The organism is Salinicoccus luteus DSM 17002 (assembly GCF_000712035.1).
Taxonomy (GTDB): domain Bacteria; phylum Bacillota; class Bacilli; order Staphylococcales; family Salinicoccaceae; genus Salinicoccus; species Salinicoccus luteus.
In genome coordinates this window covers 640,298-656,234 of sequence record NZ_KL544008.1, presented here as the reverse complement: position 1 = coordinate 656,234, position 15,937 = coordinate 640,298, and the positions used below count along the sequence as shown (strand labels likewise).

Genomic DNA, 15,937 nt, shown 5'->3' with positions numbered 1-15,937 from the left:
TTACATGGATTCTGATTTTTATCCCCTACAGAAATGGAGAGCACGTAAGCCCTCCTTCACATGAATCATTCGACTTCGAAACGGTGCAGAAGCTGTGCATTGATGGCGACTATGATGGTGCTCAGACTCATCAGGATTGCCCCCACGGCAGGACTGAGGATGATGCCCCAGGGGGCGAGTATGCCTGCTGCCAAGGGAATCGCGAAGATGTTGTAGCCGGTCGCCCAGATCAGATTTTGGATCAGTTTATTGTATGTCCGCTTCGACAGGCTGAATATCGCAAGTATATCCTTTGGATTGCTGTCGACGAGGACGATGTCTGCACTGTCCATGGCGATGTCGGTCCCAGCCCCGACAGCAATGCCGACGTCCGCCCGGGTCAATGCGGGAGCATCATTGATTCCGTCCCCGGTCATCGCTACAACAAGTCCCCGTTTCTGGATCTCTGCCACTTTTTCCGCTTTCTGGTTGGGCAGGACTTCAGCATATACTTCATCAATTCCGATCTGTTCGGCCACATAGTCTGCCACTTTTCGATTATCGCCGGTCAACATGATGGCTCTGATATTGCGCTTGTGCAGCTCGGCCACCGTCTCTTTTGCACTTTCCTTGATTTTGTCTGCAAGTGCGACCGCACCTGAGAGTCTTTCATCGACCATGAGGAAGACAACGGTCTTGCCCTGTCCGGACCATTCATTGAGCCGGGCATCGTCAAAGTCGATATTCTGTTCAGCGACGTAGCCGGGACTGACGACCTTGACATCTCTGCCATCGACTGTCCCTTCTATTCCGACGCCTGAAATGGAATTGAAATTGGACAGTTCAAGAAGTTCCAGATTTCTCTCAGAAGCTTCATCCAGTATGCCCGTCGCAATCGGGTGCTCCGAATCATTCTCCACTGTTGCCGCATAGGACAGAACTGTATTTTCATCCATGTCGCTGAAGGTTTCGATATCTGTGACGCCGAATGTTCCTTCAGTCAAAGTGCCCGTTTTATCGAATATCACAGCGTCTATATTGCGTGCCCGCTCGAACTGTGGACGCTTGCGTATCAGCAGCCCATGCTTGGCAGACAAGGCGGTGGAAACCGAAATGACGAGTGGCGCCGCCAACCCCAGTGCATGTGGACATGTGATGACCATGACTGTCACCATCCTCTGAATGGCCGTATCCACAGTCGAACCGATAGCCACCCAGACGATGAAGGTGATGATGCCTGCTGCCAATGCGATATAGAAAAGCCACTTCGCTGCCTGGTTGGTGATGTCCTGTGTCCTGGATTTGGTCTTCTGGGATTCCTTCACCATTTCGATGACCTGATTCAAGTAGGACTCGTCCATGAGCTTCTCTATTTCTACAGTAAGGGAGCCTTCCCTGTTGATTGAACCACCGATCACTTCATCACCTGCGGATTTGACTACAGGAACGGATTCGCCGGTCAGCATCGATTCATCGACCTGGGATTTCCCTTTGATGATCTTTCCATCCAAGGGCATCTTTTCTCCCGGCTTCACCATCACATGGTCCCCTGCCTTGATTTCCTCCACCCGTACCTCTTTTGTAGACCCATCTTCGGAAATGCGGTTTGCCGTGTCCGGCATCAGGGAGGCCAGGGACTCCAATGCTTTGGATGCATTGTTGATGGAACGCATCTCAATCCAGTGGCCAAGAAGCATAATGAGTACCAGTGTCGCCAGTTCCCAAAAAATCTGTTCCCCATCAAAACCAAATACGACGGCAATGCTATAGAAGAAGGCGATGGATATGGCCATGGCAATCAGGGTCATCATTCCGGGTTCCCCATCCTTCAGTTCACCGGATGCACCCTTGATGAATGGCCATCCCCCATAGAAGTAGACGAAGGTGGACAATGTAGCCAAAATATAGATATCACCTGTAAAACGCCAGTCCACTCCCATGAAGTTCTGAATCATCGGTGACAGCAGCATGATTGGTATGGTGAATATCAATATGATGAAAAACTTATTGCGGAACTCCGTCACCATGTCCCCATGGTGGTCATGACCCGCATGGCCATGGTTGCTGTAATCCCTGGGGTGGGGCCCGTGATGCTTTTCGTGGTCATGGTGATGATCGTCTCCATGATGATTATGCTGTCCATTTTTAGTGTGGTTCATCCTATCACTCCCTAATATATCATTTCACCCGAATTATACCCCTATAGGGTATAATTAAACAAACCTAATGCTTATCAGGCGGGCATAAAATCATTTGAATGAACACAACATATGAATTTTTCAGGGAAAGGAACCATATGTTAGAATGGAATGACAATCAAGAGCAACGATTTCTATTCCTATAAGGGGTTTTAATATGAGAAGCAGCAGCACAATACTGTATATATTGATTGCTGTAGCACTTATCGTCTTAGCTAGTGGAGCATATAATATTGCGGTCAACAATACGGCGAGTGTATTGCAGATTATCGCACTTGCAGGCCTCGGGGCAGTTTCTGTTGTAGCACTTCTGGGCTTGATCGTCAGACTGTTCACCACTTGAAGATGATAGGATATTGAATTAAAAAAGAAGTCCCGCATGAAAATATTTTCATGCGGGACTTCTTTATTTTATTGTCTAATCGGTTTTTTCAACAGTCCAAGCATTACTGCACCAATGAGTGTACCTATGAGAAGTGAAAGCAGGAACATGAGTCTGCCTTCTCCGATCGTCAGTGCAACGAACAGCCCGCCATGCGGTGCATTGATCGTCGTTGCGAATGCCATGGCAAGGGCACCTGCTGTTGCAGAGCCAACGACCATAGACGGAATGACTCGAAGCGGATCGGCGGCTGCAAACGGGATGGCACCTTCAGTGATGAAGGAGGCGCCCATGATCAGATTGGTTGGACCGGACGATCTTTCCACCTGTGTAAACCTGTTTCTGAATACCATTGTTGCGACCGCAATCGCAAGTGGCGGAACCATGCCGCCAATCATTGCTGCGGTGATCGGTTCAGGGTTGTTCGCAGACAGTGCTGCGATACCAAAAGCATAGGCCGCCTTGTTGATTGGGCCACCCATATCTATAGCCATCATGCCGCCAACAATCGCACCGAGGAGAATGATGTTGCTGCCGCTCATATTGCTTAGCGTCGTATTCATCCAGTCATTGAGTGCCGTAGCTGGAGGATCTACAATGTAGTACATGATGATACCTGTCAGGAATACACCAATCAACGGATAGAGCAATACAGGTTTCAGTCCATCGAGCACCTGTGGCAGCCCTTCAAGCAGCTTCTTGATTCCGACCATGAGATAGCCAGCGAGAAAACCTGCAATCAGACCACCGAGGAAGCCTGAACCCATTGTCGATGCCATGAGTCCTCCAATCATACCGGGAGCAAGGCCAGGCCTGTCCGCGATACTCATTGCGATGAAACCGGCGAGAATCGGAATCATCAGTTGGAATGCATTGCTGCCGATGAAGTTGATCATCTCTGCAAGTGGATTGTACTGTGCGTGTTCCGGATCGGCGGAGTGGATGCCGAACATGAAGCTGATTGCAATCAGTATACCTCCGGCAACAACGAACGGCAGCATGTTGGAGACCCCGTTCATCAGATGCTTATAGATGGAAGGTTTGCCTTTGGCACCCTTCTCTCCTTCCATCTGCTTTTTGGACTGTTCTGCACGGTATGGTGCCCTCGATGTGTCGAGAGCTTGGCTGATCAATTCATCAGGTCGCTTGATTCCATCTGCCACAGGGGCTTCGACGACATTCTTGCCATCAAAGCGTCCCATCTGGACATTTGTATCTGCTGCGACGATGATGCCTGTAGCACGGGCGATATCCTCATCAGTAAGTTCATTTTTCACGCCTGCAGACCCGTTCGTTTCGACCTTGATGTCGTAACCCATTTCCCCTGCCTTTTTCTTCAGTGCATCAGCTGCCATGTAGGTGTGCGCTATTCCTGTTGGACAAGCTGTGACACCCAAGATGAACGGACGGTCGGATGGTTCCGAAACAGCATCCTCCGTCGGCTCGGAGTCGTCGAAAGCATCGATCGTTTCGATGACTTCATCTTTTGTGGAAGCATTCATCAGCTGGTTTCTTGCATCGTCATTCATCAGTATGGTGGACAGTTTCGCCAGCGCATCCAGGTGCGTAGTCGCCTGACCCTCGGGCGCGGCGATCATAAAGAACAGATATGCCGGCTGACCGTCCATGGAAGCATAGTCGATGCCTTCCTGGCTGCGCCCGAACATGATCGCCGGCTCAAGCACTTCCGCAGTCTGCGCATGGGGTATTGCGATGCCATCACCCACGCCCGTCGTACTTTGTGACTCCCGTCTATGGATGGCTTCCTGGAACTTATCCTTTTCGGAAATCTTTCCTGCTTCATGCAGCCCTTCCACCAGTTCCGTGATGACAGCATCCTTTTCTGATGCACGGACGTTCATATTGATAGTGTCTTTAGTCAAAAGTTCTGTAATTCTCATCATTTCACCTCTTCTATCGTCTGGATTTCTATCTGGTCAAGCAGTGCTTCTATGTCCCCACGTGTGGCAAGATCATCACTGAACGCCGTGGCGCTGCCGCATGCTATGGCATATCTGAGCTGTTCCGTGATGGGATGCCCTTTTCTGCTGATGAAACCGGCAACAGTAGAATCCCCGGCGCCGACCGAATTCTTCAACGTTCCTTCCGGCGACGGGACATAGTACCTATGCTCCGGATTGATGAATAGCGCACCATCGCTGCCGAGGGTGAGCAGAATATTCTTTGCTCCAAGATCGAGCAGTCCCGTTGCCGCCTCGATCATCTCAGCTTTGGTCGACGGCTTCTTGCCGGTGATGCCTTCAAGTTCAAACAGGTTCGGTTTTATCAGATATGGCCTGTATTTGAGTGTCGATGTCAGCTTGTCGCCTTCGGCATCGATGGTGAACTCTATTCCTTTACTGTCAAGAAGCTGTGCCAGTTTTTCGTACAAGTTGTCGTGTCCCGAGGGAACACTTCCTGCAAATACGACATGGTCTTCTGTGGTGAGTTTTGATAGCTGGTCTTTCAGCCTATCGATATCGGAAGTATCTATCAGTGGCCCTGCAGCATTGATTTCCGTCTCTTCACCAGTTTTCAATTTAATATTTATGCGCGTGTCCCCCATAACTTTGATGAAGTCATGATGGATGCCCTGACTTTGAAGCGTCTCCTCTATGAAAGTTCCTGTGAACCCACCGACAAAACCGAGTGCGGTCGACGGCACTTCAAGGGCATTCAGAATCCTGGAAACATTAATTCCTTTACCTCCGGCATATTTTGCAGTGTCGCTGGTCCGGTTCAAAGCGCCAATTTCAAGCGCATCCAGGCGGACAATATAATCCACCGAAGGATTGAATGTGACTGTATAGATCATTATTTTTCACCCCCATAAATTTCAGTGCGTGATTTTATCTTTTCCACAAAAGGATGCTGCACATCGTCGGTGATGATGGATGCATCCTCTATGTCGGCAAATCTGATGAAAGCCGTACGATTGAATTTTGTGCTGTCTACCAGTGCATATGCATTCCTGGACTGGCGGATTGCACGACTCTTGATATACGCCTCCTCCTCTTCGGGAGTGGAAAGGCCATGCATCACATCCGCAGCATTTGCCCCGATGAAACACTTGTCAAACGACAGCCTGCTGATCTTGTCGATCACTTCAGGTCCAACAACTGCTTTGGTGACCGGTTTGATCCTGCCCCCAAGTACATGGACCTGATGACCATTGCGTACCAGCTGCTCAATCAATGTGATACCATTGGTTACAATTGTAAGATTCTGCTGAGAGATGAATGGCACCATCTCATATGTCGTCGTGCCGGCATCTATGAAGATGATGTCGCCCTCTTCAATCATACTTGCTGCTTTTTGAGCGATTTTGATTTTTTTGGAAAGATTTCTTACAGATTTTTCCCCATAATCTTCTTCCCTTTCAATTTGACTTATTGTAGCCCCGCCATGGATGCGCTCAAGCATCCCCTTTTCTTCAAGATACGTCAGATCCCTACGAATAGTAGGCGCACTGCTTGAAGTTATTTCTACAAGCTCATTGACTGAAGCCATCGTATTAGCATTCAAATAGTCCATTATTTTCTCGTATCTTTGATTGGTCAGCATTTCATCACCTTCTTCCATTAAAATATACTCCATTTTATAATCATAGTCAATCATAATCGTTCATAAACAATCAAAAAGGGCAAAAAAAGAAACGCCAGCATATGCTGACGTTATCTTCTGGATCTCGGTTTTCCGATGATTTCTGAAAAGATGACACCATTTACGATATCCTTGCGACCAAAGGAAAGGGATTCCTTTTGCACTTTCGGCTTCTGTTTCGGTTCCGCGGACTTCTGTTGCCTGCGGGGGCGTTCTCCCACCGCACTTGTTTCAATCTCATCCCTTTGTCCACGATCTTGCCGACGGTTTTTCACTTCTTCACGGGCTCTGTCGGCCCAATCGTGACCCTGTGGTACTTCTCTCGATTTCTGCATATAGGGGTCCGCCACCCTTTTGCCTACATTCGTTTCTTTGGCCTTCTCTTCAAGACTTCTTCCAAATGACCGCTCGGTCATAGGACGCTGATTCGATTGACGTTCTGCACGTTGGGATGCAGGTCTTGATGGACTGGCTTCCTGTGCAGGCTGTCTCGAACTTTTTGGAGTCTGATCTGTTTCACCGGAAAAGCGACGTTCTATCTCTCCGACCATATCATCAAAAAGTCCTTTTGACTGATTGTCAGAGCTTGATTGTCTTCTTCTGGGAGCAGCTGAACCGGTTGGACGGTCCATCTTGCTCGGATCAATATTCCGCTCTTCTTTCTTGCCTTTATCCTTCTGGCTGGCAATCGCCGTGTAGATGATGCCGCCTATGAAGATAAGCAGAGGGAGTATTTCCATATTATCACAGCCTATTCATCGTCTTGGGTATCGCGTGTCGGATCAGTCATCTTGTTGATTGAATCCCTCATGTTCGTATCCGCTTCGACGTTTTTAAGGTTGTAGTAGTCGCTTACGCCGATATTTCCACTTTTGAGTGCCTGGGCAAATGCAAGAGGCACTTCGGACTCGGCTTCTACAACTTTCGCCCTCATCTCTTGAACACGTGCTTTCATTTCCTGTTCTTGTGCTACGGCCATTGCACGACGTTCTTCGGCTTTTGCCTGTGCAATATTCTTATCTGCCACAGCCTGTTCAGTCTGGAGATCGGCACCGATGTTCTTGCCGATGTCCACATCCGCGATATCTATGGACAGGATTTCAAATGCTGTACCGGAATCGAGGCCTTTTGAAAGGACGGTCTGGGAAATGCTGTCCGGATTCTCGAGTACTGCAGTATGTTTGTTGGAAGAACCGATTGTTGATACGATGCCTTCGCCGACACGGGCGACAATCGTATCTTCACCGGCACCACCGACGAGACGCTCAATATTCGCACGCACTGTAATACGTGCTTTCGCCTTCACTTCGATACCATCCATCGCAACACCGGCAATGAAAGGCGTCTCGATGACTTTCGGATTGACGCTCATCTGTACGGCTTCAAGTACGTCACGACCAGCAAGGTCGATTGCCGCACATCTTTCGAAAGTCAGATTTATGTCTGCACGCTGCGCCGCGATCAGTGCATCAACGACACGGTCTACATTACCACCTGCCAGGAAGTGGGACTCGAGCTGGTTTGTAGTGACTTTTAGTCCAGCCTTATGCGCCTTGATCATTGGTTCAATTACACGCTTCGGCTTGACCCTTCTCAATCTCATCCCGACAAGGGAGAAGATTCCCACATTCACACCGGCGGCAATGGCTGAAATCCATAGACCGATCGGTACAAAGGATAGGAGGAAGGAAATGACGATGAATGCGATGACAATAAGGAATATTATCATCAGACTTGAACCGGTGATAAACATTAGATTCATGTAAAACGCTCCTTTTAAATTATTCTTCCAGTGGACGTACTACAACCCTGGTTCCTTCAACATGTATCACTTTAACTTCAACATCCCCGGCGATATAGCCGCCTTCCGCCACGGCGTCGATCCGCTCGTCCCCATATCTTATCGTGCCCGAGGGCCGGAGCGGTGTGACGGTCTTGGCTGTCTCGCCGAGCAGATAGGATCTGTCATCGAATGATGTATAACCCGATTCTGCATCTGTCGCATCCCTCAGAATCAGACGATTGAGGAATGGCAGCTTACTCTTTTTCTTTTTCACAAATATCACCCACTCGATTATAGCTAGAAAAATGATGACGAGAATGTAAAAGCTGAACAGAAGCGCACTGCCGCTCACCAGAACCATACTTATTATTATTATGATCCCGCCTGTCAGGGCGAGGAAACTCCCAGTCATGAAAAGTCCCACAATTATGAAGAGGGTACCGATGATGAAAAGGGCAAGCACGATTCCGTTATATTCACCGATGAGAAGATGTCCTGCATAGTAGACGATGATGGAGAGTATTGAAAGTATACCGATGATACTGACTCTTTCGGAAAAGAGCTGATAAATCAGCCCCAGGAAGAATATCGCTAATAAAATAAAGGCAACCAATGGCATCGTGACTACATCTCTGAAGGCAGTCAGAATATTCCCTATCAAAAATGCCTGAACTAGAGCCATTGTAATCCCCTCCATTAACTTCATTATACATGAAACCGCTATATTATTAAATTGATTGCACAAAAAAAGACAGCACAGTGTGCTGTCTCTATATCGTGATTATCAGAGGGAGTCGAACTATTTGAATTTACGCTTACGGGCAGCTTCAGATTTCTTCTTACGCTTTACGCTAGGCTTTTCGTAGAATTCTCTCTTACGAGCTTCCTGGATCGTACCGCTTTTAGAAACTGTGCGTTTGAAACGACGCAGCGCGTCTTCAATAGGTTCGTTCTTTTTAACTACTGTTTTAGACATCGTCTTCCCTCCCTCCGGATAACAAAAACCTTACTTTTACATAGCTATTACTATGTACTCACACATTATAATATATTGTAAAAAGCGGGTCAACTGCTAATTCAATAACTGCTCTCACTTGTGCCGCCGCTGACGATCTCTTTCCCGCTTGATGCACCGATTCGTGTTGCACCGCTTTCAATCATGATTCTGGCGTCTTCGAATGAACGTACACCGCCGCTTGCCTTGACACCCATATCTTCTCCGACCGTCATGCGCATCAGGGCGACATCCTCCGCTTTGGCACCTTCCCCATTGAAACCGGTGGAAGTCTTGACGAAGTCTGCTCCGCATTTTTTGCTCAGTTCACACGCTTTGACGATTTCGTCGCTGTCGAGCAGTGCAGTTTCTATAATGACCTTGACGATCACTTCCTGTCCGGCTGCATCGCAGACAGCTTTGATGTCATTGTAGACAAGGTCTTCATTGCCGGATTTTAATGCACCGATATTGATGACCATATCGACTTCGTCGGCACCATTCTGGATGGCATTCATCGTTTCAAAGGCCTTGACCTCAGATGTCGTCGCTCCAAGCGGAAAGCCGATGACGGTACATACTTTGACATCGCTCTCCTTAAGCAGATCTTTGCATGTTGAAACCCATGTCGGGTTGATGCACACGCTGCAGAAATTGTATTCCATTGCTTCCTGGCACAGCTCGAAGATCTGGTCCTGGGTTGCTGCCGGTTTAAGCAGTGTATGATCGATATATTTCGATAGTTCCATAGTATCACTCCATTAGTTGTTGGGATCGGTTGTTCGGTCCTGTTCCATTATATACTAGTTGGACCATTCATACATCAGATAGTGCGTTCGAGATAGGCATAGGCTTTGACCATCGGCTTCTCAAGTACCTTGACGACCTCACCCCTGCTCACTGGGTAGCCCGGTTCGGTGATCTTCACTTTGACAAGCTCCCCGGTCAGTGAAGGGTCTCCTTCGACCTCCACCTTGAGGTAGTTGTCGGAGTGGCCGATGAGTTTGCCGTCCTTCTCCTCTTCAGGGATGATTTCGAGTACGTTGTCCTTGAACTGTTCTGCATATGAAGTTGCAAGTTCGTTTGACAGTTCAATCAGACGATGAACCCGCTCATTTTTCGTCCCCTCATCCACCTGATCGGTCATCCGTGCTGCCGGTGTACCCGTCCTGATGGAATATGGGAAGACGTGCAGTTCTGAGAAGTGGTGCTTTTTGATGAAGTCGAATGTTTCCATGAACTCCTCTTCCGTCTCACCCGGGAAACCGACGATGACATCGCTTGTGATCGCGACGTTCGGCATGATTTCCTTCAGCTTGATGATGCGGGATTCGAAGAATTCCATCGTGTATTTTCTGCGCATGCGCTTAAGTACGGTATCACTTCCGGACTGGATCGGTATATGGAGGTGGCGGACAATCTTGTTGGAATCATTGATGACATCGATTACTTCGTCCGTCAGCTGACTCGCCTCGATACTGGAGATGCGCAGGCGGTTCAGTCCATCGACTTGTTCTAGGTCACGAAGCAGTTGTGCAAGGTTGTAGTCCTTGAGGTCCTCTCCGTATCCACCGGTATGGATGCCTGTAAGGACAATCTCCTTATAACCCTGATCCACGAGCTGCTGCGCCTGTTCCACGACCTTTTCAGGGTCCCGGGAACGCATGAGCCCTCTGGCCCAAGGGATGATGCAGAAGGTGCAGAAGTTGTTGCAGCCTTCCTGGATCTTCAATGTTGCGCGGGTACGGTCTGTGAAATAAGGCACATCCATCTCTTCGTATGTACGCTTCTTCATGATGTTCTTCACGCCGTTGATTGGTTGGCGCTCCTCATGATACTGGTTCACATAATCAATCAGTTTGTCGCGGTCTTCGGTGCCGATGATGATGTCAACACCGGGGATATTCATTATATCCTTCGGTGCCGTCTGGGCATAGCAGCCCGTAACGCAGACGACGGCGTCCGGATTGTTGCGGATGGCACGTCTGATGACCTGCCTGCTCTTCTTGTCGCCCGTATTCGTCACTGTGCATGTGTTGATGACGAATACATCCGCATTCTGAGTGAAGTCGACGCGGTCGTAGCCTTCGCCCTTGAAGAGCTGCCACATCGCTTCTGTCTCATAATGGTTCACTTTACAGCCTAATGTATGGAATGCGATTGTTTTTTCGCTCATAAAAATCAGATCTTTCTTCAGTGGATTTGTGGTTCATCTGCCCCATATAATAGCATAGCCCGCCTCTTTCTTCAATGTGAGGCAGGCTATTCGAGCTTGGCGCTGATGGCCGATAACGCATACAGGGGGGCTGTTTCGGCACGGAGTATCCTGGGTCCAAGACGTATGGAGTTGTGGCTGGACAGCTCTTCTGTTTCCGATTCGGTGAAGCCGCCTTCAGGACCGAATATGAAAGCGATGTGGTCGCCCTCTCGAAGAGACTGGAGCGCTTCGTGGAGAGCGGCAGCAGGATTTGATGCATTGCCTTCAAAGGCAAACAGCACATGGTCGAATTCCTCGAATGATAACTGTTTTACCGCCGGGACGAAGGAGATATCCGGGATATGCTGCCTTCTGCTCTGTTCACTTGCCTCCCTGATGATCTTTCCATATCTCTCTAGCCGCTTCCCGCGCTTCTTGTCATCAAGCTTGACGATGCTCCTGTCCGCATCATAGATGCGGAACGCATGCGCACCAAGCTCCGTCGCCTTCTGGATCATCCAGTCGAATTTTTCACCTTTCAGGAGCGGGCAATAGAGGAAGACATGTACAGGGAGTTCCGGTGATTCTTCCACCGCCTCCAAGACACGGCATTCCACCGTTTCCTCCACTGAAATGACTTCACATAGAAAAGTATGCTGGTCTCCATCCACCATATGGAAGGTGTCCTCCGGCCTGAAGCGCATCACGTTCTTCATATGATGCGTATCCCCGGCCGATGCTGCGAACACTTCATCAACAGTCAATGTTTCATCGGTAAAGTATCGCTGCATCATCTCACACTTTCCTGGCCAGAATACTGACCCATCCATTTTCTTCAAGCACTTCCTCAATGGAGAATCCGACATTCCTCATATGCGCAATGATATCATCCCGTGCTTCAGTGATGATGCCGGACGCGATGAAGCTGCCGCCTGCATTCAGATGGGCGTGTGCATCGTCGATCATATCATCGATGATATGGGCGAGGATGTTCGCGATGATGATATCGTAGTTTTCGGATTCCGACTTCAGAAGATCGCCTGTTTCAAGCACGATGTCCTCTACACAGCCATTCAATTCGAAATTCTCCCGGGCAACCTTTATGGACAGTTCGTCGATATCCGTCGCCTTAAGGTTCCTTGCACCCATAAGATGGGAACCGATCGTCAGAATGCCCGACCCGGTGCCGACATCGATGATCTTGTGTTCCGATTTGACCGTATTTTCAATCATTTTGAGGCACATGCTGGTCGTCGGGTGGTCTCCTGTACCGAAAGCCATGCCCGGATCAAGCTTGATCAGCTTGTCATCCTCCTGAAATTCATAGTCTTCGAGCTCCCATGAGGGCACGATGACAAACTGCTCGGAAACCCGGAAACTGTGGAAATACTTCTTCCATTCGTTTTCCCAGTCCTCCTCGTTGATCTCTTTGGTGTCAATAGTGATGGAGGATTTCTCATCGAGGGGCTGTGATCTGATGAAATCATGGATCTCACCGAGCTTTCCTTCGATATCGGCCGTTTCATCGAAGTAGACGATTATCCGGATGTCGCTTTCCGGATAATCCTTCGGATTGAGCCGATATTTGTCATCGAAGTCGTCAATCTTCTGCTTCAGGATATCCAGGGAATGCTCGACGGATATGCCTTTAGATATTGAATTGAGGAACAGGGAGAACGCCTCTTCATTGCTTTCCTTCGTATGGATGGATACTTCATGCCATTTCATATCTAGTCACCCTTAAAGAATCTTCGTGTCTTATCGAAGAAATTTTCATTCTGTTCGGTAATGTCTTCTCCGCCCTGTTCTGCAAGCTGACGGAAAAGGTCCGCTTCCCGGTCAGAAAGCTTGGTCGGCGTGACGACTTTCACAGTGACGAACTGGTCACCGTAGCCGTATCCATGTACGTTCTTCACGCCTTTCTCTTTGAGGCGGAAGCGCTTGCCGGACTGGGTGCCTGCCGGAATCGTAAGCACGACTTCCGAGCTCAATGTCGGCACCTTCACTTCATCACCGAGGGCTGCCTGCGCGAATGAAATCGGCAGCTCGAAGTGGATATCGTCGCCATCCCTCGTGAATCTGGAGTCCGGCCTGACACGGAATACGATATAGAGGTCTCCCGCCGGGCCGCCATTGATTCCCGGGTCACCTTTACCCTGGAGCCTGATCTGCTGGCCATTGTCCACACCTTCAGGAACAGTAACTTCAATATGCACGTCTTTTGTGACAGTACCTGCACCTTTACAGTTGTTGCAAGGATCCTCTATTTCTTCACCTGAACCGTTACAAGTTGGACATGTGCGTTCCGTCTGTATCCGGCCGAATGGTGTATTCTGCTCTACAGCTACACGGCCTGCGCCGGAACACATTTTACATGTCGATTTGGATGTGCCCGGCTTTGCACCGGTACCATCACATGTATCACAGTTCACTTCTTTTTTGATCGTAATGGTCTTTGTGACACCGAATACTGCCTCTTCAAAATTGACGGTCATCGTATATTGAAGATCATCGCCTTTCCTCGGTGCATTCGGATCCATTCTTGAACCGCCGCCGAAGAATGAACTGAATATGTCCTCAAAGCCGCCGAATCCGCCGGCACTGCTGAATCCGCCACCGCCGCCGAACTGCTGGTTCATCCCTTCATGGCCGAAACGGTCGTATTGTGCCCGTTTGTCCTCATCACTCAACACTTCATAGGCTTCCGATATTTCCTTGAACTTAGCATCGGATCCTTCTTCCTGGTTTATATCCGGATGGTACTTTTTCGAGAGCTTGCGGTATGCCTTCTTTATTTCGTCCTTTGATGCATCCTTGCCGACTCCAAGCACCTCATAATAATCTCTTTTCGCCATTTTATCGCCTCCAACCTGTATACTATATCATTTAAAAAAGTCAAAGCCAATGCTGTTGGCTTTGACTTTCATCAATCAGAAATTGATATCATAATTATTTCTTATCGTCTTCGTCCACTTCTTTGAAGTCTGCATCCACGACATCGTCGCCGGACTCCTGGGAAGCTTCTGCGCCTTCTTGGGCCTGCTGCTCCTGAGCCATCTGCTCATAAAGTTTCATGGACATGCCCTGGACAATCTGTTCAAGTGCTTCCTTCTTGGATTTGATTTCATCCATATCGGAGCCTTCAAGTGCTTTCTTGAGGTCTTCTTTTGCACTTTCCGCCTTTTCTTTCTCTTCAGCGTCGACTTTGTCTCCAAGGTCTTCAATTGTTTTGTCGGTTGTGAATACAAGCTGATCCGCTTCGTTTCTCAGATCCACTTCTTCACGGCGTTTCTTGTCTTCTTCTGCGTTCTTTTCAGCTTCCTCAACCATTCTGTCGATGTCGTCATCAGAGAGGTTGGAGCTGGATTCGATTGTGATCTTCTGCTCTTTGCCCGTACCCTGGTCCTTCGCTGTAACATTGACGATACCGTTCTTGTCGATGTCGAATGTCACTTCAATTTGAGGCACGCCTCTTGGTGCCGGTGGAATGTCCGTCAGCTGGAAACGGCCAAGCGTCTTGTTGTCTGCCGCCATTGGACGCTCACCTTGCAGTACATGGATATCCACGGCCGGCTGGTTGTCGGAAGCTGTGGAGAATACTTGGGACTTGCTTGTTGGAATCGTCGTATTGCGCTCGATGAGGACTGTGGATACACCGCCCATCGTTTCGATGCCGAGTGACAGTGGTGTCACGTCAAGCAGAACAACGTCCTGTACATCTCCGGAAAGTACGCCACCCTGGATAGCTGCACCCATTGCAACAACTTCGTCCGGGTTGACACTCTTGTTCGGCTCTTTGCCGGTTTCCTTCTTGATGGCTTCCTGTACAGCCGGGATACGTGTAGAACCACCCACGAGGATGACCTGATCGATCTCGTTCCTGTCGATGCCGGCGTCTTTGATCGCCTGGCGTGTAGGTCCCATCGTACGCTCTACAAGGCTGTTGGAAAGTTCTTCAAATTTTGCACGTGTCAGGTTCATTTCAAGGTGCAGTGGTCCTGCTTCCCCTGCTGAAATGAACGGCAGTGAAATTTGTGTGGAAGATACACCGGAAAGGTCTTTCTTCGCTTTTTCAGCAGCATCTTTCAGGCGCTGCATTGCCATCTTGTCCTGGGAAAGGTCGATGCCGTTCTCCTTCTTGAATGAATCTACGAGATGATCGATGATGACCTTGTCGAAGTCATCCCCGCCAAGGCGGTTGTCACCGGCTGTGGATAGTACTTCAAATACGCCGTCGCCGAGTTCAAGGATGGAGACGTCGAATGTACCGCCACCGAGGTCGAATACAAGTACTTTTTCATCCTGTTCCTGCTTGTCGAGACCGTATGCAAGCGCCGCGGCAGTCGGTTCGTTGATGATGCGCTCCACTTCAAGTCCGGCAATGCGTCCGGCATCCTTTGTCGCCTGGCGCTCGGAGTCATTGAAGTAGGCCGGTACTGTAACGACTGCTTTGGCCACTTTTTCGCCCAGGTAGCTTTCTGCAGTCTCCTTGAGATTTTGGAGGATCATTGCAGAAATTTCCTGTGGTGTATATTCTTTACCGTCGATATTTTCTTTATGGTCTGTACCCATGTGTCTTTTAATGGACATGATTGTATTAGGGTTGGTGATCGCCTGGCGCTTAGCCACTTCACCGACCTGTTTTTCTCCATCTTTGAATGACACGACTGAAGGCGTTGTACGGTTGCCTTCTGCATTCTGGATGACTTTAGGTTCTCCGCCTTCCAATACGGATACAACAGAGTTGGTTGTTCCCAAGTCTATGCCTATAACTTTACTCATAATAAAATTCCTCCATTAT

The 15,937-nt window shown here is 48.9% G+C and carries 15 protein-coding genes; 1 reads left to right on the top strand and 14 read right to left on the bottom strand.

The window, feature by feature from the left end; genetic code table 11:
* Nucleotides 1-65: 65 nt before the first annotated feature.
* Nucleotides 66-2,138, bottom strand: a complete 2,073-nt coding sequence (locus BO53_RS0113100) for a heavy metal translocating P-type ATPase (RefSeq protein WP_031549047.1) — start codon at nt 2,136-2,138, stop codon at nt 66-68.
* A 196-nt stretch (nt 2,139-2,334) separates the two neighbouring features.
* Between BO53_RS0113100 and BO53_RS0113095 the strand changes: the two genes are divergently transcribed.
* A complete protein-coding gene (locus BO53_RS0113095; protein WP_031549044.1) occupies nt 2,335-2,520 on the top strand; it encodes a hypothetical protein in 186 nt (61 codons plus the stop codon).
* A 68-nt stretch (nt 2,521-2,588) separates the two neighbouring features.
* On the opposite strand, the gene BO53_RS0113090 is transcribed toward BO53_RS0113095, so the two are convergent.
* The 13 genes from BO53_RS0113090 to dnaK form a co-directional block, all read right to left on the bottom strand.
* Nucleotides 2,589-4,460 carry a PTS fructose transporter subunit IIABC gene (locus BO53_RS0113090; protein WP_031549041.1) on the bottom strand — a complete coding sequence of 624 codons (1,872 nt, stop codon included), beginning with the start codon at nt 4,458-4,460 and terminating at the stop codon, nt 2,589-2,591.
* The gene (pfkB, locus tag BO53_RS0113085; RefSeq protein ID WP_031549038.1) at nt 4,460-5,374 is read right to left on the bottom strand and encodes a 1-phosphofructokinase; all 915 of its coding nucleotides are present in this window, start codon (nt 5,372-5,374) and stop codon (nt 4,460-4,462) included. Before pfkB ends, BO53_RS0113090 begins: the two co-directional genes overlap by 1 nt.
* The gene (locus tag BO53_RS0113080; RefSeq protein WP_228310353.1) at nt 5,374-6,141 is read right to left on the bottom strand and encodes a DeoR/GlpR family DNA-binding transcription regulator; all 768 of its coding nucleotides are present in this window, start codon (nt 6,139-6,141) and stop codon (nt 5,374-5,376) included. The genes pfkB and BO53_RS0113080 overlap by 1 nt, the downstream gene beginning before the upstream one ends.
* A 92-nt stretch (nt 6,142-6,233) precedes the next feature.
* Nucleotides 6,234-6,902: a hypothetical protein gene (locus BO53_RS0113075; RefSeq protein WP_031549031.1), complete on the bottom strand. Its 669-nt coding sequence runs from the start codon at nt 6,900-6,902 to the stop codon at nt 6,234-6,236.
* An 11-nt stretch (nt 6,903-6,913) separates the two neighbouring features.
* Nucleotides 6,914-7,891, bottom strand: a complete 978-nt coding sequence (gene floA / locus BO53_RS0113070) for a flotillin-like protein FloA (protein ID WP_031549028.1) — start codon at nt 7,889-7,891, stop codon at nt 6,914-6,916.
* A gap of 52 nt (nt 7,892-7,943) precedes the next feature.
* Complete coding sequence (locus BO53_RS0113065) at nt 7,944-8,627, bottom strand: NfeD family protein (protein WP_084185057.1); 684 nt, start codon at nt 8,625-8,627, stop codon at nt 7,944-7,946.
* Between the two features lie 117 nt (nt 8,628-8,744).
* On the bottom strand, nt 8,745-8,921 hold the full coding sequence (rpsU, locus tag BO53_RS0113060; RefSeq protein ID WP_017548804.1) for a 30S ribosomal protein S21: 177 nt from the start codon (nt 8,919-8,921) through the stop codon (nt 8,745-8,747).
* A 101-nt stretch (nt 8,922-9,022) separates the two neighbouring features.
* On the bottom strand, nt 9,023-9,688 hold the full coding sequence (deoC, locus tag BO53_RS0113055; RefSeq protein WP_031549020.1) for a deoxyribose-phosphate aldolase: 666 nt from the start codon (nt 9,686-9,688) through the stop codon (nt 9,023-9,025).
* Between the two features lie 74 nt (nt 9,689-9,762).
* The gene (mtaB, locus tag BO53_RS0113050; RefSeq protein ID WP_031549017.1) at nt 9,763-11,115 is read right to left on the bottom strand and encodes a tRNA (N(6)-L-threonylcarbamoyladenosine(37)-C(2))-methylthiotransferase MtaB; all 1,353 of its coding nucleotides are present in this window, start codon (nt 11,113-11,115) and stop codon (nt 9,763-9,765) included.
* Nucleotides 11,116-11,201: 86 nt separating this feature from the next.
* Nucleotides 11,202-11,930, bottom strand: coding sequence for an RsmE family RNA methyltransferase (locus tag BO53_RS0113045; protein ID WP_245608243.1), 729 nt, complete (start codon nt 11,928-11,930; stop codon nt 11,202-11,204).
* Between the two features lies 1 nt (nt 11,931).
* Entirely contained in the window at nt 11,932-12,864 is a 933-nt protein-coding gene (gene prmA, locus BO53_RS0113040; protein ID WP_031549010.1) for a 50S ribosomal protein L11 methyltransferase, read from the bottom strand.
* Between the two features lie 2 nt (nt 12,865-12,866).
* Nucleotides 12,867-13,991, bottom strand: a complete 1,125-nt coding sequence (dnaJ, locus tag BO53_RS0113035) for a molecular chaperone DnaJ (protein WP_031549006.1) — start codon at nt 13,989-13,991, stop codon at nt 12,867-12,869.
* 94 nt (nt 13,992-14,085) lie between these two features.
* On the bottom strand, nt 14,086-15,918 hold the full coding sequence (gene dnaK / locus BO53_RS0113030; RefSeq protein ID WP_031549002.1) for a molecular chaperone DnaK: 1,833 nt from the start codon (nt 15,916-15,918) through the stop codon (nt 14,086-14,088).
* Nucleotides 15,919-15,937 lie beyond the last annotated feature (19 nt).

Bases quoted from the DNA above. Each gene is read 5' to 3' on its own strand.
- BO53_RS0113100 (WP_031549047.1), bottom strand. From the start codon at position 2,138: ATGAACCACACTAAAAATGGACAGCATAATCATCATGGAGACGATCAT.
- BO53_RS0113095 (WP_031549044.1), top strand. From the start codon at position 2,335: ATGAGAAGCAGCAGCACAATACTGTATATATTGATTGCTGTAGCACTT.
- BO53_RS0113090 (WP_031549041.1), bottom strand. From the start codon at position 4,460: ATGAGAATTACAGAACTTTTGACTAAAGACACTATCAATATGAACGTC.
- pfkB (WP_031549038.1), bottom strand. From the start codon at position 5,374: ATGATCTATACAGTCACATTCAATCCTTCGGTGGATTATATTGTCCGC.
- BO53_RS0113080 (WP_228310353.1), bottom strand. From the start codon at position 6,141: ATGGAAGAAGGTGATGAAATGCTGACCAATCAAAGATACGAGAAAATA.
- BO53_RS0113075 (WP_031549031.1), bottom strand. From the start codon at position 6,902: ATGGAAATACTCCCTCTGCTTATCTTCATAGGCGGCATCATCTACACG.
- floA (WP_031549028.1), bottom strand. From the start codon at position 7,891: ATGATAATATTCCTTATTGTCATCGCATTCATCGTCATTTCCTTCCTC.
- BO53_RS0113065 (WP_084185057.1), bottom strand. From the start codon at position 8,627: ATGGCTCTAGTTCAGGCATTTTTGATAGGGAATATTCTGACTGCCTTC.
- rpsU (WP_017548804.1), bottom strand. From the start codon at position 8,921: ATGTCTAAAACAGTAGTTAAAAAGAACGAACCTATTGAAGACGCGCTG.
- deoC (WP_031549020.1), bottom strand. From the start codon at position 9,688: ATGGAACTATCGAAATATATCGATCATACACTGCTTAAACCGGCAGCA.
- mtaB (WP_031549017.1), bottom strand. From the start codon at position 11,115: ATGAGCGAAAAAACAATCGCATTCCATACATTAGGCTGTAAAGTGAAC.
- BO53_RS0113045 (WP_245608243.1), bottom strand. From the start codon at position 11,930: ATGATGCAGCGATACTTTACCGATGAAACATTGACTGTTGATGAAGTG.
- prmA (WP_031549010.1), bottom strand. From the start codon at position 12,864: ATGAAATGGCATGAAGTATCCATCCATACGAAGGAAAGCAATGAAGAG.
- dnaJ (WP_031549006.1), bottom strand. From the start codon at position 13,991: ATGGCGAAAAGAGATTATTATGAGGTGCTTGGAGTCGGCAAGGATGCA.
- dnaK (WP_031549002.1), bottom strand. From the start codon at position 15,918: ATGAGTAAAGTTATAGGCATAGACTTGGGAACAACCAACTCTGTTGTA.